This is a genomic window from Roseateles flavus, assembly GCF_039872765.1.
GTDB classification, from domain to species: Bacteria; Pseudomonadota; Gammaproteobacteria; order Burkholderiales; family Burkholderiaceae_C; genus Roseateles_B; species Roseateles_B flavus.
This window is the reverse complement of the sequence record NZ_JBDPZC010000011.1, coordinates 96,998-115,027: the sequence shown is the minus strand read 5'-3', so window position 1 is coordinate 115,027 and position 18,030 is coordinate 96,998. Positions and strand designations below refer to the sequence as shown.

The window sequence follows — 18,030 nt, the reverse complement described above, 5'->3', positions numbered from 1 at the left end:
GACGCTCAGTCGGCCCACAGGCGTTGCCGCAGCAGCGGACTGACGCGGTAGCGCTCGTTGCGGCAGGCCTCAAAGAGCGCGTCCAGGGTCTCGACCACGGGCGCGACGCCCAGCTGTGCCAGCCACTCGAAGGGCCCGGCCGGGTAGTTGACGCCCAGCTTCATGGCCTGATCGGCGGCGGCCTCGTCGCAGACGCCCTGCCAGACGGCATCCGCGCCCTCGTTGACCAGCATGGCCAGCGTGCGGGCGACCACCAGGCCGGGCGCGTCGCGCAGAACCAGCGGGGCCCAGCCCAAGGCAGCGAAGAGCCGCAGCGCCTGCTCACGGCTGGCCTCGCTGCAGCGCGGGGCGAAGGCCAGCGCCAGGGCCTCGGTGCGCGGGCCCTGGATGGGCCAGTCGATCACGGCCAGCTCGGCATGACCAGTCTGCCTTGCGAGTTCGGCGGCGCAGCGGCCGGTGCTCATGCGCAGCTGCAGCGCCCCCATCACCAGGCCGGCCCAGCTGGACTGCCTCTGGCGCTCGAAGGCGACGCCGGCGGCTTCCAGGGCTTGTGCCAGGCCGTCGACCAGCGCACCGCTGCCCAGCAGCTGCACGGGCGGCAGGGCAGCGGCACCCTGGCGCTCCACGGGAGCCGGCGCCACGGGCACGCCCTCATAGAAGCCCTTACCGACCTTGCGGCCCAGGCGTCCCCCGTCCACCAGGGCCTTCTGCACCAGGGAGGGCATGTAGCGCTTGTCACCGAAGTTGGCCTCGAAGACGGACTGGGTCACCAGGAAGTTGGTGTCATGCCCGATCAGGTCCATCAGCTCGCAGGGGCCCATGCGGAAGCCCACCGCACGCAAGGCGCGGTCCAGCTGCGCGGGCGTGCCGGCCTGCTCCAGCAGCAGGGCCAGGGTCTCGGCGTAATAGGGGCGGGCGATGCGGTTGACGATGAAGCCAGGCGTCGACTTCGCATGCACGGGCGCCTTGCCCCAGCGCCGCGAAAGCTCGTAGATGGCTTCCGCCACAGAGACCAGCGTCTCCGCCCCGGACACCACCTCCACCAGCTTCATCAGCGGCACGGGATTGAAGAAATGCATGCCCACCAGGCGGCCGGGACGCTGCATGCCATTGGCCAGCGCGGTGATGCTGATCGACGAGGTGTTCGAGGCGATCAGCGCGTCCGGCCCCAGCAGGGCGTCCAGCTCGCGCAGCAGGGCCTGCTTGGGCTCCAGCTTTTCAATGATGACCTCGACCACCAGGGCCGCGCCAGCCAGCTCAGCCAGGGCCGACACCGGCTGGATGCGCGCCAGCACGGCCTCGCGCTCGGCTGCCTCCATGCGCCCCTTGGCCACCAGGCCTTCCAGGGCCTTGGCGATCTGACCGTGCGCGGCGGCGGCGGCGCCTTCGCGGACGTCCATCAGCCGCACCGGATGACCGGCCTGGGCTGCCACCTGAGCAATGCCCGCGCCCATCACGCCAGCGCCGATCACGCCGATCAGGGCTTCAGCGGCGGGCTTGCTCGCCACCGCCCATTGCTGGACCTCGCTCATGCGCCCTCCCCTTGCGGCACCCAGGGCGCCGGACGCTTGGCCATGAAGGCGGCAAAGCCCTCGCGAGCCTCCGCGCCCACGCGCACACGGGAGATGGTCTGGGCCGTGAGCTCGCGCACCTCCTCGGTCACCGGGCCGACGCAGAGCTGGCCCAGCAGCTGCTTGATCTCGGCCTGGGCCTGCGGGCCGTTGGCCAGCAGCTCGCTCAGCCAGCGCTCCAGGGCCTCGTCCAGGGCCTCGGGGGCCACGACCTCATGCACCAGCCCCAGGGCCAGCGCTTCAGTGGCGGGGATGCGGCTGCCCGTCAGGGCCAGGCGGCGCGCCTGGCGGCTGCCCACGGCATTGACCACATAGGGACCGATCACGGCCGGCAGGATGCCGAAGCGCGCCTCGCTCACCGCGAAGCGGGCGTCCTGGCTGGCCACGGCGATGTCGCAGGCCGCCGTCAGCCCGACGCCACCGCCCAGCGCCACGCCCTGCACGCGGGCAATGGTGGGCTTGGGGCAGGACTGGATGCGGTACAGCATGGCTGCGAAACGCCGCGCATCCTGCAGGTTCCATTCCTGGCTGGCCTGGGCTGCGCGCTGCATCCACTGGATGTCAGCGCCAGCGCTGAAGGCCTTGCCGGCGCCGGCCAGCACGATGACGCGCACCTTGGGGTCGGCCGTCAGCCGCTCGAAGGCCTGGTCCAGCTCGCCGATCATCTGCTCGTTGAAGGCGTTGAACACCTCCGGACGGGTCATGGTGACGCGCGCCACGCCGCGCGCGTCCACCGCAATATGCAATGTCTCCACCGTGAAACTCCTTGTAATGAACGAAGTATCGCAGCGCAGCCGCCCGCGGCTCGACGAGGGCAGAATTCCGCCATGAGCACGCCGAGCCCCTTGACGCCGCGCCCGCCCTTCCTGCAGCCGCTCATGCTGGACGGCGAGTCGCTGCGCATCGAATCCCAGTGGCTGGGTGAGGCTCAGGAGGCGCGCCAGCCCCTGCTGGTCTTCCTGCACGAGGGCCTGGGCTCGCTGAGTCAGTGGCGCGATTTCCCTGCACGGCTCTGCGAAGCCCTCCAGCTGCCCGGCCTGGTGTTCTCGCGCCCGGGCTATGGCCACAGTACGCCACGCACGGCGCCTTGGCCGCCAGACTATCTCCAGCGCCAGGCACGCGGCCTGCTGCCGGCCTGCTTCGAGGCCCTGGGCCTGGCCGACCGCCCGCTGCTGCTCTTCGGCCACAGCGACGGTGCCAGCCTCGCCCTGCTCTACGCGGCCCATGCAGCGCAGCAGGTGCGAGGCGTCGTGGCGATGGCTCCTCACCTGTTCGTGGAGCCCATGACCCTGCTGGGCCTGCATGCCGCCAAGACCGCCTACGAGCAGGGCGACTCCCTGCGCAAGGCCCTGGCCCGCCATCACGCAGACACCGACTCCGCCTTCTACGGCTGGAACGACGCCTGGCTGCGCCCCGGCTTCGAGGACTGGAACATCGAGGCGGAGCTGCAGGGCCGCCTTCAATGTCCCGTGCTGGCGGTGCAGGGCGTGCACGACGAATACGGCAGCCTGCGCCAGATCGAGGCCATCGCCGAACTGCACGCCGACACCCGCCTGCTGGCCCTGCCGGACTGCGGCCACAGCCCGCACAAGGACCAGCCTGAGCGGCTGATCGCCCACATGCAGGACTGGCTGGCGAGCCTGGCCTGAGCCGCCAGGCCCGGCATCGATCGCAGCCAGCAGCCGTTCACGTCACCCCGCCGTCAGTTCGTCGCAGGCACCTGGAAGACCGGGGGGCCGGCGCGCACACTCCTCTCATCGACAAAGCCATGAGGCCCGCCAGCACCAAGACGCCAGAGAGGAATGCCATGAAAGCCGCCACCAAGACCCTGCTCACCGCCCTTCTTGCCATCGCCAGCGCCGCGTCCCTGACGCTCGCCCAGGCCGATGCCACCGGTGGTCAGCCCTGCCTGGGTGCGCCGGCCATGCAACTGCCCTCGCTGAGCCTGGCTCAGGCATCGGCCGCACACGAAGCGGCTGCGCAGGCCTGATCCGGCCGGCCCATCGATCCCGATCAAGCGCGCGCGGCCCTGCGGCCGCCTGCTTCCCTTGTCCTCCCTTCAGCCCGGCCACCGCCGGGCGTTTTTTTGGGCCATGAAAAAGGCCGCCCGGAGGCGGCCTTGGCTGGACGGCGGGATGCCGTCATCGCTTACCAGATGCGGATCCGCTCCTCGCTGGGCTTGAACATCTTGTCGCCCTGCTTGGTGCCGAAGGCCTGATGGAAGCCGTCGTGGTTGATGGCCGCGCCATTCGCACGGTACTCGCCAGGCGAGTGCGGGTCGATCACCAGCAGCTGCAGCAGGCGCTGTTCGCGGGCCTTCACGCGCCAGGACTGCGACCAGCCCAGGAAGAAGCGCTGCTCGCCGCTGTAGCCGCCGATGGCCGGCGCAGCCTGGCCAGCCAGGGAGCGCTGGTAAGCCTTGAACGCGATCTGCAGGCCGGAGAGATCGGCGATGTTCTCGCCCAGGGTCAGCTGGCCGTTGACATGCTTGCCGGGGATGGGCTCGTAGCCGTTGTACTGCGAGACCAGCTGGGCGGTGATGCCGTCGAAGGCCTTGCGGTCCTCCGGGGTCCACCAGTTGCGCAGCACGCCATCGCCGTCGAACTGGCTGCCCTGGTCGTCAAAGCCATGGCTGATCTCGTGACCGATCACGGCACCGATGGCGCCGTAGTTCACGGCGTCGTCGGCGTTCATGTCGAAGAAGGGCGGCTGCAGGATGGCGGCCGGGAACACGATCTCGTTCTGCGAGGGGTTGTAGTAGGCATTGACCGTCTGCGGCGTCATGCCCCATTCCTTGCGGTCCACGGGCTTGTCGGCCTTGGCGGCCATGCGCAGCCACTCGTTGCGGCCGGCGCGCTGATTGTTGCCCAGCGCGTCGCCGGCCTTCACGACCAGGCGGCCGTAGTCACGCCAGCTCTCGGGGTAGCCGATCTTGGTCATGTATTTGGACAGCTTGTCCTGCGCCTGGACCTTGGTGGCCGGCGACATCCAGCTCAGGCCGTCGATGGAGTCCTTGTAGGCGGCCAGCAGGTTGGCGACCAGCTTCTCCATGCGGGCCTTGGCCTCGGGCGGGAAGTGGCGGGCCACGTAGATCTGGCCGATGGCCTCGCCCAGGGCCATGTTGACTTCGGCCACGCCCTTCTGCCAGCGCGGCAGCTCGGCCTTCTGGCCGGACAGGGCCTGGCCATGGAAGGCGAAGGAGGCGTCACGCAGCGCCTTGGGCAGCACGCTGGCATAGCTGTCCAGGGTGCGGGCCTTCAGGTAGAGCTTCCAGTCGGCCAGCGGTGCCTCGGCCAGCAGCTTGGCAATGCCCTGCACGGCGCTGGGCTGCATGAGGGACACGGTGTCCAGCTTGGGCAGGCCGGCGGCCTGGAACAGGACGGTCCAGTCCAGCTGCGGCGCCTGGCTGGCCAGCTCGGTCACGCTGAGCGGGTTGTAGGTCTTGACCGGGTCGCGGTTCTCGACGTTGCTCCAGTGCAGCTGGGCGATCTTCTCTTCCAGGGCGTAGATGCGCTGGGCCGCGGCGGCGGCGTTCTTCTCGCCCGCGAAGCCGGCCAGCTGCTGCAGATAGGCGAGATAGGCCTTGCGGGCGTCGCCCATGCGGGCGTCGTCCTTCAGCAGGTAGTAGTCGCGGTCGGGCAGGCCCAGGCCGGCCTGGACCAGGGTGAGGCGGTTCTCCTGGGGCCTCTTGGCGTCGGCATCGACGTACATGGCGATGGGCGTGGACACCTCGCCTTGCACCTGGCCGATCCAGCGGGTCAGGTCGGCGACCGACTTCAGGCCGTCAATGGCCTTCAGATGCGGCTGCACGGGCTTGAAGCCGGCGCGGTCGATGGAGGCGGTGTCGACGAAGGCGGCGTAGTAGGTGCCGATCTTGAATTCATTGCTGCCTGCCGCCTGCTTGCCCTTGGCCAGCTCCTCGACGATGGCACGCACGCGGGCGTCCGACATGTCGCGCAGCAGAACGAAGGTACCGAAGGAGGACTTGTCCGCCGGGATCTCGGTGCGGCCCAGCCAGCCGCCGTTGGCCGCCAGGAACAGGTCGTCCTGGGCCCGCACGGCAGGATCGTAGTTGGGCAGGTCGAGCCCATGGTTGTGAGGGGCGGCAAAGGCGGCACCGGCCAGCTGGATCATCAGCGCCAGGGCGCCCAGTTTGAAGGTCGACTTCATGGACTCTCTCTCGGCCCCTTCGCGCTCCTGACGCTCGAGGCCCGTTGTAGATCTTAGGGATGGACGAAAGGGCGAAAGCATACGTGCTGCACCATGCCCGCCCAAAAGTCAGTCACCCGTGAAAGCCCTAGCCAAGGGCCGAAAACCCCGCAGGCGCGGGCCGGGTCAGCCCGGACACGGCCCCGCCGCGCCATGGCCTTCGACACTGTGCGGTCCCGGGCTGTGGCCGCACCATGGCGCCACCTGACTCATCCGAACAAGGCGCGGGCCATGTCCTTCACTTCCCTGCTGCTGTGGTTGCTGCTGGCGCTGATCTGCTGGCCGCTGGCCCTGCTGGCACTGCTTCTGTGGCCCCTGGTCTGGCTGGTGCTGCTGCCCTTGCGGATCCTGGGCTTCGCGGTCGGGGGCGGCCTGGCGCTGATCCAGGCCCTGTTCTACCTGCCGGCACGGCTGCTCGGCTGGCGCGGCTGATCAGCCCTGCATCAGGCCATCCACCACCATCAGCGTGGTGTCGCAGCGGCGGGCCAGGTCGGGGTTGTGGGTGACGAAGAGCACCGCCGTGCCGTGATCGCGGTTGACCTGGCGCAGCAGCTCGAACACGGCATCCGCGCTCTTGCTGTCCAGGTTGCCCGTGGGTTCGTCGGCCAGCAGGAGGGCCGGCTGCATGGCCAGGGCCCGGGCCACCGCCACGCGCTGCTGCTGCCCGCCGGAGAGGCGCGCCGCCGGCGTGTCCTTCCACGGGCTCAGGCCCACGCTCTCGAGCAGGCCCAGGGCGCGCTGCTCGAGAGTGGCATCCGGAAATCCCTTGAGCCCGACCATGGGCAGCATCACGTTCTCCAGCGCGCTGAAGGCGCCGATCAGGTGGTGATACTGGAAGACGAAGCCGATGGTGTGGCCGCGCAGGCGGGTCAGCGCGGCGTCGTCCATGGCCGTCGTTTCCTGGCCCTGGATCAGCAGCTGCCCCTGCGTCGGCCGGTCCAGCAGGCCCACGATGTTGAGCAGGGTGCTCTTGCCCGAACCCGACGGGCCCATGACGGCGGAGAACTGCCCCGGCATCAGGCGCAGGTCGATGCCATGCAGCACCTCCACCTCGGTGGGCAGGCCCACATTGAAGGACTTGCGCACCTGGCGCAGCTCCACGACAGGGGTCAGCGCTTCATCCACGGATGGCCACCACAGGGTCAAGACGCGCCGCGCGCAGAGCCGGCGCCAGCGCGGCCAGCAGGCCGGTCAGCGTGGCCAGGCCCAGGGCCGTCAGGTAGAGGGAGGGTTCGAAGCTGATGGTGAACATGGGGCTGCCGTCCGGCGTCTTGGCATAGCCCAGCCACAGCTTCAGCGCGACGGAGCCCACGATGCAGCCGATCAGCGCCCCGCCCAGCCCCAGCAGGCCACCCTGCAGCAGGAACACGCGCATGACCTGCCCCCGCGAGATGCCCATGGCACGCAGGATGCCGATCTCCTTGGAGCGCTGCACCACCGAGACCACCAGCACGCTGGCGATGCCGAAGGCCACCGACAGGCCCACGAAGAAGCGGATGGCCGTGTTGGCCGTGCTCTGCGACTGCACGGCACTGAAGAACTGGGCGTTGGTCTTGATCCAGCTGTCTGCCTGTACCGGGGCCAGGGCGGCGATGCGCTGGGCCACGCGCTCTGCGGCGTAGACGTCGCGTACGGTGAGGTCGATGCTGGTCACGCCGCCGGCATAGCCCAGCAGGCTCTGCGCGCTGTGCAGGGACACGAAGCCGGTGCGCTGGTTGGCACCCTTGTTGCCCAGGTCCAGGATGCCGGCGATCTCGAAGGTGTTGGCGGCTCCGCTGGCGGCGCTGACCCGCAGCTTGTCACCCACGCTCAGGCCGAGGTCGTTGGCCAGCTCGATGCCGATCAGGATGTCCGTGGCGCCCAGCCGGGCCCGGCCCTTCACGATCTTGTCGCTGAGGCTGACGATGCGGTCGTAGTGCTCCAGCTCCACGCCGTTGAGGCTCAGGGAGCGGCTGGTGTCGCCGCGCTGGATCAGGGTCGAGCCGCTGACGGTGGGCGACACCACCTTCACGTCCGCCATGGCCCGCAGCTGCACCAGCAGGGACTGCCATTGGTCGATGGACTTGAGCCGCTGCAGCGGCGCCTGCACGGTGGTGGCGAAGGCCGCGTCGCCCGCAGCGTGCAGCACGCGCACCTGCTCCTTGGGCGGCAGCAGCTGCACATGCGGCTGGGCCGTCAGCACCCGCCGCACGAGGTTGGCCTGCAGCCCCGCCAGCAGGGCCGACATGAAGACGATCACCGCCACGCCGATGGACACGCCGACGATGATGAAGAGACTCTGCATGCGCCCTTCCCGCAGGAAGCGGGCCGCGACGATCCACTCGAAGGGCTGCCAGCGCGCCAGGGCCATGCTCAGGCCCCGCGCAGGTGTTGGCCGGGCTTCCAGCCCTGCTCCGGTGCCAGCAGCACGCGCTCGCCGGCCTTGAGGCCCTGCAGCACCTCGACGAGGCCACCGGCCCGCAGGCCCAGGCGCAGTTCACGGCGCTGCAGCCGGTCGTCGGCATCCAGCACCCAGACCCAGGGTTGCGTCGACTCGGGCTGCAGCACGGCCTCCATGGGCAGGCTCAGGGCCTGCAGATGCCGGGCCACCTCGATCTCCACCGAGACCGTCATGTCCTGCCGCAGGTAGGCGGGCGGCTTGGGGACGGTCAGCTTGACCTCCACCGAGCCGCGCTGCGCGTCCACGCCGGGGCTGATCTCGCTGACCTTGGCCTCGAAGCGCTGCTCCGCATAGGCATCGGCCGAGGCCAGGGCCGGCTGGCCCGCCTGCAGCAGGCCCAGGTTGCGCTCGTCGATCTGGGCGACCAGCTCGCTGGCACCGCCGGGCGCCAGCAGCAGCAGCACCTTGCCGGCCTGCACCACCTGCCCCGGCTCCACGCTGCGGTTGACGATGACGCCGGCCACCGGCGCCTTGAGGCTCATGTACTCCAGCCTTGCCTGGGCCGCGAGGGCGCTCGCACGGGCCTGTGCCAGGGTGCTGCGGGCCAGGGCCAGATCCGCGCCCTGCGGATCGCCGGACTGGCGCTGCAGCGTGGCTGCGCGGGCCTGGGCCTCGGCGACCTGCAGTGCCCGGCTGGCCTCGTCCAGGGCGGCCTGGCCGATGAAGCCCTGACGGAACAGGTCCGCCTGGCGCGCGTGCTGGGCCCGGATCTGCGCCAGGTTGGCCTGCGCCTGCCGTTCGGCCTCACGAGCGGCAGGGGCCTGCACCTCCAGCAGCTGGCGCAGCCGGGCCTCGGCCTGCTGGACCGCCAGCTCGGCCGCCTGCCAGTTGGCCTGCGCCTCGCTGGATTCAAGGCTCAGCAGCAGCTGACCCGCTTCCACCGACTGCCCTTCCTCCACCCGCACCTGGCGCACCGTGCCCGTGAGCTGGGCGCCCAGCTCCACGCGATGCGGCGCCTGCACGCGGGCACTGGCCACCACCGTGCGCACCAGGTCGCGGGGCTGCACCTGCTGCCAGCGTGCCGCCGGCCCCTCCCAGTTGCGCCAGGCCCAGGCCAGGGACAGCAGGGCCAGGGCGCCCAGGGGCAGCATGACTTTCCAACTCCAGCGCATGTGAGGGCACTTCCGTTCGAAGGGTGATGCAGCCATTGTCGAAACAAGCGGGCCGCCGGCAGCTTGACAAAGCTCAAGCCCTGCGTGACGGCAGCGTAAAGAAATGCGGCCTCGCCGGGGTGGCTTGGGGCATGATGATCCGATGACTGCCGCCTGCGTACTCCTCCACCCCTTGCCCGCAGGGGCCTTCGCCGCCTGGCTGGATGGCGCCGTCACGCGCCTGGCCGACTATCTGCAGGCCAGCGGGCGCGCCACGCCGGAGCAGGCCCTGGTCCAGGCGCAGCGCAGCCATGCCGAGCTGCTGCCCCAGGGGCTGCAGACGCCCGGCCACCACGTTTTCGAGATTCATGCCGCACGCGGCGCTGTCGTCGGGCAGCTGTGGCTTCATGCGGGGCCGTCCGGACGGGCTCACCTCTATGACCTGTTCATCGAGCCGCAGCATCGCCGCCAGGGTCATGCACGGCGGGCGCTGCACGCCCTGCTCGACCAGGCCGCACAGCTGGGCGCGGAACGGCTGGGCCTGAACGTGCTGGCGGGCAACGGGGCCGCCCGCGGGCTGTACGAGCAGCTGGGCTTCCAGGTCCACAGCCTGCAGATGAGTCGCGCGCTGCCCATTTCAGGATCATGAGGGAGCGCCCGGGGGCTGCGCGTACAGTTGGCAGGCGAGACTGGCGTCGGAAGCCAGCCGCCCCGAGCTGTTGAGGAGGGTCACACTTGCATCGTCCGCACGAGCCATCCAGCCCTGCGGCAGGAACGCCGGCCGAGGCCGCCAGCGTCAAGCTGCCCGCGCTCGCCCGGCAATGGCTGGACCAGCTGCCCGAGCTGGTGTGGCTGGCCAATGCCCAGGGCCAGCTCAGCGCCTGCAGCTGCCCGCTGCGCGCCTACGTGGGACGGCCCGAGGCCGATCTGATCGCCCAGGGCTGGCGCTGCTTCATGCCGGCCGAGGAGCTGGCCACCCTCGCCCAGGCCTGGCCGACGCGGCAGGCGCTCAACGTCGACCTGCGCCTGCGCAATGCCCAGGGCGAGCTGCGCTGGCACCTGTGCCTGGCCCGCCCCCTGCTCGACAGCGATGGCAGCCTGCAGGGCTGGATGGGCTCCTTCGTCGACATCGACGCCCGCAAGCGCAGCGAGACCCAGCTACGCGAGACCGACGCCGTCTGGAAGCTGGCCCTGGAGAGCACGGGGGACGGCGTCTGGGACTGGCGCATCGACGAAGGCATCGAGACCTTCTCGCCGCGCTACCTGCAGATGTACGGCTACGACCCCGACGAGATTGCCGAACGGCCCGAGTCCTTCGACCAGCTGACCCATCCGGACGACGTGCCCGCCATGGAACGCGATCGCATGGAGCACTTCGAAGGCCGCACGCCGTCCTACGTCAACGAGCACCGCGTGCGCTGCAAGGACGGCAGCTGGAAGTGGGTGCTGAGCCGCGGCATGGTCATCGCGCGCGACGACCTCGGCCGCCCGCTGCGCATGGTCGGCACGCACACCGACATCACGGCCCGCAAGGAGGCCGAGGTGCTGATCTGGCAGCAGGCCAACTTCGACCCGCTCACCGGCCTGCCCAACCGGCGCATGCTGCGCGACCGCCTGGAGCGCGCCATCCGGCGGGCCCGCGAGCAGGGCACGCAGCTGGCCGTACTCTTCATCGACCTCGACCATTTCAAGGAAGTCAACGACACCCTCGGTCACGGCAAGGGCGACCAGCTGCTTCAGCAGGCCGCACAACGCATCCGCGACAGCCTGCGTCCTGCCGATGTGGTTGCACGCATGGGCGGCGACGAGTTCACCGTGCTGCTGAGCCCCGTGTCGGACCACGAGGAGATCGAGTCCATCGTGCAGCTGCTGATCGAGCGCGTGGCCAGCCCCTTCCGGCTGGAGGGCGAGCGTGCCTTCGTCTCGGCCAGCGTGGGCATCAGCCTGTTCCCCGATGATGGCGAGCACATCGAGGCGCTGTTCAAGCACGCGGACCAGGCGCTCTACGTGGCCAAGGACGCCGGCCGCAACCGCTATGCCTACTTCACCCCCGCGCTGCAGCGAGCGGCCCAGAACCGCATGCGCCTGGGCAACGACCTGCGCGACGCGCTGGCGGCGGAGAACCTGCAGGTGGTCTACCAGCCCATCGTGGACCTGCGGCGGGGCCGGGTCTGCAAGGCCGAGGCCCTGGTGCGCTGGCACCATCCGGAGCGCGGGCCGGTGTCGCCGGCCGAGTTCATCCCCATCGCCGAGAGCAGCGGGCTGATCCTGGAGATCGGCGAGTGGGTGTTCCGCCAGGCCGTGCGGGACGTGCAGCGCTGGCGGGCCGAGATCGACGAGCAGTTCCAGGTCAGCGTCAACAAGTCGCCGGTGCAGTTCCATAGCGAGTCCGGCATGCACACGCGCTGGCTGCGCCAGGTCGTCGAGGCCGGACTGCCGGGGGATGCGGTGTCCCTGGAGATCACCGAGGGCCTGCTGCTGGAAGGCGGCGACGGCGCCAGCCAGCAGCTGATGGCGCTGCGGCGCGCGGGCTTCAGCGTCGCGCTGGACGACTTCGGGACGGGCTATTCCTCACTGTCCTACCTGCAGCACTACGAGATCGACTGCCTCAAGATCGACCGCGCCTTCGTGCACGAGCTGGAGCCCGGCAGCAAGGCCCTGGCCCTGTGCAGGGCCATCATCACCATGGCCCACGAGCTGGGCATGAGCGTGGTGGCGGAAGGCGTGGAGACGGCGCACCAACGAGACCTGCTGGCCTCCATCGGCTGTGACCTGGGGCAGGGCTTCTTCTTTGCGCGGCCCATGCCGGCGCAGGCCCTGGAGGCCTTGCTGCGGCAGCAGCGGGGGGAGCAAGACCTGACCCCGGAGTGAGCCGGGGGCGCCCGGCGCCGCAGCGCGCGCTTGCCGGCGGAGATCAAAAATCGGCCCCGGAAAACGCAAAGGCCAGCACTTGCGTGCTGGCCTTTTTGTTTGGTGCCCAGGAGAGGACTCGAACCTCCACGGAGTTACCCGCTAGTACCTGAAACTAGTGCGTCTACCAATTCCGCCACCTGGGCTTTGCTTCGTTGCTGTTTAAGCAGCGAAGACCGCTACTATAGCATCAGATTTTTGGATTACCAGGGACTTTTGAAAAAATTTTCAAAAATCTACGCGATGCCCCGCACGCAGCGCCCCGTGGCCGCCGCCTGGCTTCAGGGCCGCGGTGCCGGGCCCCACTGCGTATGGGCCAGCAGGGCCTGCGGATCCAGGCTGCGCTGCAGGCTGCCGCTGAGGGCGAGCACCGCAGGATCGCTGTGCCGCCAGTAGGCCTGCTGCAGCTGCGGACCCACGCCGTGCTCCGCGCTGATGCTGCCGCCGTGCGCACGCACCAGCGCGTAGACGCCCTCGCGCAGGGGGGCCTCGTCCAGGGGCAGCTCTCTGGGCCAGACCAGGTTGAAGTGCAGGCCGCCGTCGCCCAGGTGGCCGAAGTCCGCCAGCCGGGCTGCTGGAAACTGGGAGGCCAGCCAGCGGCGGCCGGCTTCGCGGAAGGCCATGAAGCGTGCGCGAGGCAGGGACAGGTCGAAGCCCACCACCTTGCCCTGGCGGCGCAGCCCCTCGCTGATGTGATGGCGCAGGTGCCAGCAGTCGGCGTCGGCGCCCAGCACGGCATCGACCACGGCCTCGCCGAATTCGTCCTCCAGCAGCTGCTGCAGCAGGGTCTGCAGGTCCAGCTGCCCGGCGCTCAGCTCGCTGGACAGTTCCAGCAGCAGGGCGTAGTCCGGCAGCTGTCCGCCGAACCAGCGCTGCGCATCGTCCGGGCTGCCCAGGGCTGCGACGAAGGCCTCGCGCGAGATTGCCTCGAAGGCCGAGACCAGGCCGGGATAGCGGGCCATCACCCGCTGGTAGAAGGGGAAGACGTCGTCCAGGCTGCGCGGCGCGATCATCGCGACGGCCTGCTGGCGCGGCAGTGCGGCCAGACGGAACGTGGCCTCCAGCACCAGGCCCAGCGCGCCGGAAGCCCCGATGAAGAGCTGGTGCAGGGCCAGCTGGGCGTTGTCCTTCTGCAGGCCCTGACCCAGCTGCACGATCCGCCCGTCGGCCAGCGCCACGCGCAGCGCCAGCGTGTTGGCGCGCACATCGCCGTAGCGCAGCATGCGCGTGCCGCCGGTGTTGTGCGACACCAGTCCGCCCACGCTGGGATCGGCGCTGAGGTCGATGGGCAGCATCAGGCCGTGCGGGGCGAGGCGCTCATTGAGCTCGGACAGCCGGAAGCCCGCCGAGACGCGCAGCGTGCGGTCCCAGGCATCAAACTCGAAGACCTCGCGCAGGCGCTCGGTGGACAGCAGCACCTCGCGTTCGGCGTCGTCCGGCGTGCCGGCGCGTACCAGTCCGGTGTGGGCGCCCTGCGGCACCACCCGCAGGCCATGGGCTGCGCACAGGGGCAGCAGCTGCGCGGCCTCCTGCGCGCTGCCGGGCCGCAGCAGGGCCGCGGCATGGCCCGGCGCGTAGCGTGCAGGCTCCAGGTAGCGTGGCTCAATGGATGAGCCAGGCACGACCTGATCCTCACCGCAGATCGTGGCGGCGGCGCGCAGGAAGTCGGCGCACGGGTGGGTGGCGTTCAGCACGCCACCGCCTCCTCCGTCGCCGCGCCGGCCGTCATCTTGAAGATGCCGGTGGCATTGGCCGCATCGAAGCGCAGGTCCAGCTTGTCGCCGTCGCGTCCGCGCTGGATGAACTCGTAGAAGGAGCCCGGCACCTCCATGCCGACGACACGCCCCTCGCTGAGGAACTCGCGGCGCACCTGGGCGGCGCGGAAGGCCGTCTGCAGCACGCGGCCCGAGGCCGAGACCTCGATCCGGTCCTTGATGGGGCGTCCCAGGGCCTTCTGCGTCGCGGCCAGCGCGTTGAGGTCGACCACGCGGTCCGTCGCGTGATTGAAGGCATTGCCCTCGGTGGCGATCCAGGCCATCTCGGCAGACTCCAGCAGCAGAGCCTGGTAGTCCTCCAGCGGGAAGAGGCCGTGCTGGCGGTCGAAGCAGCGGATCATGGCCGGCAGCAGCTGCAGCGCGGCAGGCCAGGGCAGGCTGCGGTCGCGCGCCAGCTGCTCCAGCAGGGCCATGTCCGAAGGCTGGAGCGGGTCGCGCGAGGTCGACAGCACGCGCGTCACGGCCGCCTGGAAGCCCCTGGAGAAGAGCTCGGGATGCAGCTCGGAGACGAAGAACTGGGCGATGTCTTCCGGGTGGTCCGCATGGCACCAGGCGCGCCCCGTCATCTTCAGCTTGGGCAACGGATAGGGCGAGGCCAGCTCGAAGCCCAGCGGGCGCAGCACGCGGGTGATGGCCGCCTCGCCGGGCGGCAGCGCGCCACAGGGCCAGGCCACGGTGCGCAGGGCGCCGTGGTCGAAGACCAGCTTCTGGCCCGCACGCTGCTGGTCCGCCACATAGGCTGCCGCAGCCGGCACACGCAGCGTCACGTCACGGAACAGCGCCATGTTCAGCGCCTGCGCAAGCTCGGCCCGAGAGACCGTCTCGCCCGCCGGCTTCAGCAGCGCCGGCGCCACCTCCAACTGCGCAAAGGTCTCCCGCGCCGCGTTCTCCCCCATCGCGCTCGCCAGCAGGCGAAACAGGGCCGTGTCCATCATGTCCAGCACTCCAAAACAATCGATTCAGGCAAGGCTCCGCCCAGCCTGCAGCCGCAGACCAAGCAAAGCTCAGTGGAAGTAAAAGTGCGGTGGCGAAGCCCACCGCCCCCTACGGCGCCCGAGGATCCGGCTCTGCCGGGCCTACGGGCGCGCCCCCCTGGGGGGGGCCGGCGAAGCCGGTAGGGGGGGGTCAAATGTCAAACTTTACGCCCTGGGCCAAAGGCAGCTCGCGCGAGTAGTTCACCGTGTTGGTGGTGCGGCGCATATAGGCCTTCCACGCGTCGGAGCCCGACTCGCGGCCGCCGCCGGTTTCCTTCTCGCCACCGAAGGCGCCGCCGATCTCGGCGCCCGAGGTGCCGATGTTGACGTTGGCGATGCCGCAGTCCGAGCCCGAGGCCGAGACGAACAGCTCGGCTTCACGGATGTCATTCGTGAAGATGGCCGAGGACAGGCCTTGCGGCACGTCGTTCTGCAGGGCGATGGCCTCGTCCAGGGTCTTGTACTTCAGGGTGTACAGGATGGGGGCGAAGGTCTCGTGGCGCACGATCTCGGTCTGGGCCGGCATGCGGACCAGGGCCGGCACGGCGTACCAGGCGTTCGGCAGCTGATCCGCCAGGGCGCGTTCGCCGCCGCTGACCTGGCCGCCCTGCTCGCGGGCGGCGGCCAGGGCCGCCTGCATGCCGTCGAAGCTGGCCTGGTCGATCAGCGGGCCGATCAGCGTGCCGGCTTCCAGCGGGTTGCCGATGCGCAGCTGGGCGCGGGCCTTGTCCAGGCGCGCCACCAGTTCGTCATGGATGCTTTCATGGGCGATCACGCGGCGGGTGGTGGTGCAGCGCTGGCCGGCCGTGCCGTAGGCGCCGAAGAGGATGCCGCGCACGGCCAGTTCCAGGTCGGCGCTGGGGGTCACGATGATGGCGTTGTTGCCGCCCAGCTCCAGCAGGCAGCGGCCGAAGCGCGCGGCCACGCGCGGGCCCACGGCGCGGCCCATGCGGGTCGAGCCGGTGGCGGACACGAGGGCCACCTTCGGGTGGTCAACCATGGCCTCGCCGACGGCCGCGCCGCCGTTGAGCAGCTGCGACAGGTGGGCCGGGGCCTTGTGGCCGGCGGCCACGTAGCGGGCGACGGCCTTTTCGAACAGGGCCTGCGTGGCCAGGGCCGTCAGCGGGGTCTTCTCGGAGGGCTTCCACAGGCAGGTGTCCCCGCAGACCAGGGCCAGGGCCGAGTTCCAGGCCCACACGGCCACGGGGAAGTTGAAGGCCGAGATGATGCCCACCACGCCCAGGGGCATGTACTGCTCCATCATGCGGTGGCCGGGGCGCTCGCTGGCGATGGTCAGGCCATGCAGCTGGCGCGACAGGCCGACGGCGAAGTCGCAGATGTCGATCATCTCCTGCACTTCGCCCTCGCCTTCGCTGGCAACCTTGCCGGCCTCGATCGAGACCAGGCGGGCCAGGTCGATCTTGTGCGTGCGCAGCTCCTCGCCGAAGAAGCGCACCAGCTCGCCGCGCTTGGGCGCCGGCACCGTGCGCCACTCGAGGAAGGCCGCATGCGCGCGCTCGACCGCGGCGCGCATGTCCTCGGCGGAGGCCTCATGCACGGCGCCCAGCGAGGCGCCATCGATGGGCGAGCGGACAGACAGGGTGCCGCCCGTATAGGCAGCGGCGGGGACGCCACAGGCGTTCAGCAGATCGGTGATGTTCATTGCGTCATTCTCCAATGCAAGACCCCGGCGACACGCGAATGTGGCCGGGGCTCTGTGTCAATTCATGGTTCCAGGCATGCCCCCGCCCAGCCGCGTGGAGCTCGAGGATCCGGCTTGGCCGGGCCTACGAGCTCGCCCCCGGGGGGCTGGCGAAGCCAGTAGGGGGGAGCCGATCATCCAATGCTCTCGACTTGGCGCGACTGCTGGTAGGCCTTGCCGAACTCGTTGGCCAGGAAGGCGGGCAGCTCGACGGCCTCCTGCGGCACGAAGCCCTGCTGCGGCAGCTTGCCCTGGCGGAACAGGTCCACGGCGGCGCAGATGCCAGCGGCGGTGGTGATCTGGATGGCGGACAGCGGGCGGGCGCCGTCACGCTCGGCGAAGATCTTGCGGGCGAAGACTTCCTGCACCAGGCGGCCCTGCTTCATGCCCGAGACGGTCACGAAGACCAGCACCACGTCCTGCATGGTGGCGGGCATGCTCTTGCGCATGATGTCCTTGAGCTTCTCCTGGTCGTTCTTCAGCTGCAGGTCGTCCAGCAGGAACTGCATCAGGTCGCGGTGGCCGGGGTAGCGCACGGTCTTGTAGTCGAGGTTCTGAACCTTGCCGGCCAGCGTCTCGCACAGGGTGCCCAGGCCGCCCGAGGTGTTGAAGGCCTCGTACTCGGTGCCGTCCAGCGAGAAGTGCTCCAGGCCTTCCAGCGGCAGGGCGTCGATCTTGCTGCCGTCGTGGATGCACTCGCAGGGGTGGCAGTACTCGTTGATCAGGCCGTCCACCGACCAGGTCAGGTTGTACTTCAGGGCATTGGTCGGGAAGGCCGGCAGCGCGCCGACGCGCATCTTCACGTCCTGCAGGGTGTCAAAGCCCTTGGCCAGGTGGTGGGCCACGATGCCGATGAAGCCGGGGGCCAGGCCGCACTGCGGCATGAAGGCGGTGCGCGAGCCTTCGGCGATGCGCATGATCTCCTTGGTGGCGGCCACGTCTTCCGTCAGGTCGAAGTAGTGGCAGCCGGCTTCCAGGGCCATGTGGGCGGCCGGGATGGCCAGGTGGTAGGGCAGCGCGTTCACGATGGCATCGAAGCCGCGCACCATGGCGGCGGCACCGGGGCCGATCTCCTGCACGGCCTGGACCTTGATGCCCTCTTCGGACAGGGCGGCCAGCGCCTTCTCGTTCTTGTCGAAGACGGTCACGTCATAGTGGCCGGAGTTGCGCAGCAGGCGGGCGATGGTCTCGCCGATGTGGCCGGCGCCGAGCAGTGCGATCTTCATGGAGGTCTCCTCTTTGAATGGGTGCTGAATGGGTGCGTTGGCCCGCAGTCTAGGAAGAGCCCCTGACGAAAGAAAGCGTGAGATCGTCATAAACGGCTATGCTTTCGACGATTCGTCATCGAGTCTTGACGA

At 69.7% G+C, this 18,030-nt stretch carries 15 protein-coding genes and 1 tRNA gene; 5 read left to right on the top strand and 11 right to left on the bottom strand.

Going from position 1 to position 18,030, the window contains the following annotated elements; translation table 11 throughout:
- Window positions 1–5: 5 nt before the first annotated feature.
- Window positions 6–1,532, bottom strand: a complete 1,527-nt coding sequence (locus tag ABDJ40_RS20280) for a 3-hydroxyacyl-CoA dehydrogenase (protein WP_347612371.1) — start codon at window positions 1,530–1,532, stop codon at window positions 6–8.
- The gene (locus tag ABDJ40_RS20275; RefSeq protein ID WP_347612369.1) at window positions 1,529–2,326 is read right to left on the bottom strand and encodes an enoyl-CoA hydratase-related protein; all 798 of its coding nucleotides are present in this window, start codon (window positions 2,324–2,326) and stop codon (window positions 1,529–1,531) included. The genes ABDJ40_RS20280 and ABDJ40_RS20275 overlap by 4 nt, the downstream gene beginning before the upstream one ends.
- A gap of 72 nt (window positions 2,327–2,398) precedes the next feature.
- Between ABDJ40_RS20275 and ABDJ40_RS20270 the strand changes: the two genes are divergently transcribed.
- Together ABDJ40_RS20270 and ABDJ40_RS20265 are read left to right on the top strand one after the other, a co-directional pair.
- Entirely contained in the window at window positions 2,399–3,220 is an 822-nt protein-coding gene (locus tag ABDJ40_RS20270) for an alpha/beta fold hydrolase (protein WP_347612367.1), read from the top strand.
- 158 nt (window positions 3,221–3,378) lie between these two features.
- A complete protein-coding gene (locus ABDJ40_RS20265; protein ID WP_269631320.1) occupies window positions 3,379–3,561 on the top strand; it encodes a hypothetical protein in 183 nt (60 codons plus the stop codon).
- Between the two features lie 158 nt (window positions 3,562–3,719).
- Here ABDJ40_RS20265 and ABDJ40_RS20260 read toward each other — a convergent pair whose 3' ends face one another.
- Window positions 3,720–5,741, bottom strand: coding sequence for a M13 family metallopeptidase (locus tag ABDJ40_RS20260; RefSeq protein WP_347612366.1), 2,022 nt, complete (start codon window positions 5,739–5,741; stop codon window positions 3,720–3,722).
- Window positions 5,742–6,011: 270 nt separating this feature from the next.
- Here ABDJ40_RS20260 and ABDJ40_RS20255 point away from each other — a divergent pair, with 270 nt between their 5' ends.
- Entirely contained in the window at window positions 6,012–6,212 is a 201-nt protein-coding gene (locus ABDJ40_RS20255) for a hypothetical protein (RefSeq protein ID WP_347612364.1), read from the top strand.
- On the opposite strand, the gene ABDJ40_RS20250 is transcribed toward ABDJ40_RS20255, so the two are convergent.
- From ABDJ40_RS20250 to ABDJ40_RS20240, 3 genes are read right to left on the bottom strand one after another with little or no spacing between them, the layout of a single operon-like run.
- On the bottom strand, window positions 6,213–6,905 hold the full coding sequence (locus tag ABDJ40_RS20250; RefSeq protein WP_347612363.1) for an ABC transporter ATP-binding protein: 693 nt from the start codon (window positions 6,903–6,905) through the stop codon (window positions 6,213–6,215).
- Window positions 6,898–8,130, bottom strand: a complete 1,233-nt coding sequence (locus ABDJ40_RS20245; RefSeq protein ID WP_347612361.1) for an FtsX-like permease family protein — start codon at window positions 8,128–8,130, stop codon at window positions 6,898–6,900. The genes ABDJ40_RS20250 and ABDJ40_RS20245 overlap by 8 nt, the downstream gene beginning before the upstream one ends.
- A 2-nt stretch (window positions 8,131–8,132) precedes the next feature.
- Complete coding sequence (locus ABDJ40_RS20240) at window positions 8,133–9,311, bottom strand: efflux RND transporter periplasmic adaptor subunit (RefSeq protein WP_347612359.1); 1,179 nt, start codon at window positions 9,309–9,311, stop codon at window positions 8,133–8,135.
- 163 nt (window positions 9,312–9,474) lie between these two features.
- Here ABDJ40_RS20240 and ABDJ40_RS20235 point away from each other — a divergent pair, with 163 nt between their 5' ends.
- Both ABDJ40_RS20235 and ABDJ40_RS20230 read left to right on the top strand, forming a co-directional pair.
- Entirely contained in the window at window positions 9,475–9,960 is a 486-nt protein-coding gene (locus ABDJ40_RS20235) for a GNAT family N-acetyltransferase (RefSeq protein ID WP_347612357.1), read from the top strand.
- Window positions 9,961–10,046: 86 nt separating this feature from the next.
- On the top strand, window positions 10,047–12,182 hold the full coding sequence (locus ABDJ40_RS20230) for a putative bifunctional diguanylate cyclase/phosphodiesterase (RefSeq protein ID WP_347612356.1): 2,136 nt from the start codon (window positions 10,047–10,049) through the stop codon (window positions 12,180–12,182).
- A gap of 100 nt (window positions 12,183–12,282) precedes the next feature.
- On the opposite strand, the gene ABDJ40_RS20225 is transcribed toward ABDJ40_RS20230, so the two are convergent.
- The 5 genes from ABDJ40_RS20225 to ABDJ40_RS20205 form a co-directional block, all read right to left on the bottom strand.
- A tRNA-Leu gene (locus tag ABDJ40_RS20225) sits at window positions 12,283–12,367 on the bottom strand.
- Between the two features lie 135 nt (window positions 12,368–12,502).
- A complete protein-coding gene (locus tag ABDJ40_RS20220; protein ID WP_347612354.1) occupies window positions 12,503–13,915 on the bottom strand; it encodes an FAD-binding oxidoreductase in 1,413 nt (470 codons plus the stop codon).
- Window positions 13,909–14,928 carry a DUF1338 domain-containing protein gene (locus tag ABDJ40_RS20215; protein WP_347612456.1) on the bottom strand — a complete coding sequence of 340 codons (1,020 nt, stop codon included), beginning with the start codon at window positions 14,926–14,928 and terminating at the stop codon, window positions 13,909–13,911. The genes ABDJ40_RS20220 and ABDJ40_RS20215 overlap by 7 nt, the downstream gene beginning before the upstream one ends.
- Window positions 14,929–15,121: 193 nt before the next feature.
- Window positions 15,122–16,633 carry an L-piperidine-6-carboxylate dehydrogenase gene (amaB, locus tag ABDJ40_RS20210; RefSeq protein ID WP_347612353.1) on the bottom strand — a complete coding sequence of 504 codons (1,512 nt, stop codon included), beginning with the start codon at window positions 16,631–16,633 and terminating at the stop codon, window positions 15,122–15,124.
- A 173-nt stretch (window positions 16,634–16,806) separates the two neighbouring features.
- Window positions 16,807–17,898: a saccharopine dehydrogenase family protein gene (locus ABDJ40_RS20205; protein ID WP_347612351.1), complete on the bottom strand. Its 1,092-nt coding sequence runs from the start codon at window positions 17,896–17,898 to the stop codon at window positions 16,807–16,809.
- Window positions 17,899–18,030: the final 132 nt, after the last annotated feature.

Excerpts from the sequence above, each read along its gene's own strand:
- ABDJ40_RS20255 (WP_347612364.1), top strand. The coding sequence starts at position 6,012 with ATGTCCTTCACTTCCCTGCTGCTGTGGTTGCTGCTGGCGCTGATCTGC.
- ABDJ40_RS20205 (WP_347612351.1), bottom strand. The coding sequence starts at position 17,898 with ATGAAGATCGCACTGCTCGGCGCCGGCCACATCGGCGAGACCATCGCC.
- ABDJ40_RS20265 (WP_269631320.1), top strand. The coding sequence starts at position 3,379 with ATGAAAGCCGCCACCAAGACCCTGCTCACCGCCCTTCTTGCCATCGCC.
- ABDJ40_RS20270 (WP_347612367.1), top strand. The coding sequence starts at position 2,399 with ATGAGCACGCCGAGCCCCTTGACGCCGCGCCCGCCCTTCCTGCAGCCG.
- ABDJ40_RS20260 (WP_347612366.1), bottom strand. The coding sequence starts at position 5,741 with ATGAAGTCGACCTTCAAACTGGGCGCCCTGGCGCTGATGATCCAGCTG.
- amaB (WP_347612353.1), bottom strand. The coding sequence starts at position 16,633 with ATGAACATCACCGATCTGCTGAACGCCTGTGGCGTCCCCGCCGCTGCC.
- ABDJ40_RS20245 (WP_347612361.1), bottom strand. The coding sequence starts at position 8,130 with ATGGCCCTGGCGCGCTGGCAGCCCTTCGAGTGGATCGTCGCGGCCCGC.
- ABDJ40_RS20280 (WP_347612371.1), bottom strand. The coding sequence starts at position 1,532 with ATGAGCGAGGTCCAGCAATGGGCGGTGGCGAGCAAGCCCGCCGCTGAA.
- ABDJ40_RS20235 (WP_347612357.1), top strand. The coding sequence starts at position 9,475 with ATGACTGCCGCCTGCGTACTCCTCCACCCCTTGCCCGCAGGGGCCTTC.
- ABDJ40_RS20215 (WP_347612456.1), bottom strand. The coding sequence starts at position 14,928 with ATGGACACGGCCCTGTTTCGCCTGCTGGCGAGCGCGATGGGGGAGAAC.
- ABDJ40_RS20240 (WP_347612359.1), bottom strand. The coding sequence starts at position 9,311 with ATGCTGCCCCTGGGCGCCCTGGCCCTGCTGTCCCTGGCCTGGGCCTGG.